1 protein-coding gene is annotated in these 263 nt (G+C 57.8%); it reads left to right on the top strand.

Going from position 1 to position 263, the window contains the following annotated elements; genetic code table 11:
- On the top strand, nt 1–263 hold a 263-nt coding region (locus tag V0R37_RS22485; protein WP_420376608.1), incomplete at both ends, for a fumarate hydratase.

Here is a 263-nt window from a genome sequence, read left to right as displayed (position 1 = left end):
GCATGAACGTGACCTGGGAAGCGGACCTCAGCCTGGATGACATGATCAACGAAGGCGTGCGCCGGGCCTATCAATTGCCCGATAACGTTCTGCGTGCATCGGTTCTGGCTGACCCGGATGGCAAGCGCCAAAACACCAAGGACAATACGCCCGCCATCATCCATCACAAGATCGTGCCTGGCGACAAGGTCGATATTCACGTGGCAGCGAAGGGCGGCGGTAGCGAGGCAAAATCGAAGTTTGCCATGCTCAACCCTTCCGAC

It is taken from the genome of Pollutimonas rozaliensis (genome assembly GCF_048751585.1).
Classification (GTDB): Bacteria; Pseudomonadota; Gammaproteobacteria; order Burkholderiales; family Burkholderiaceae_B.
The sequence above is the reverse complement of the archived record's forward strand: the minus strand, read 5'-3'. Positions and strand labels throughout refer to the sequence as shown.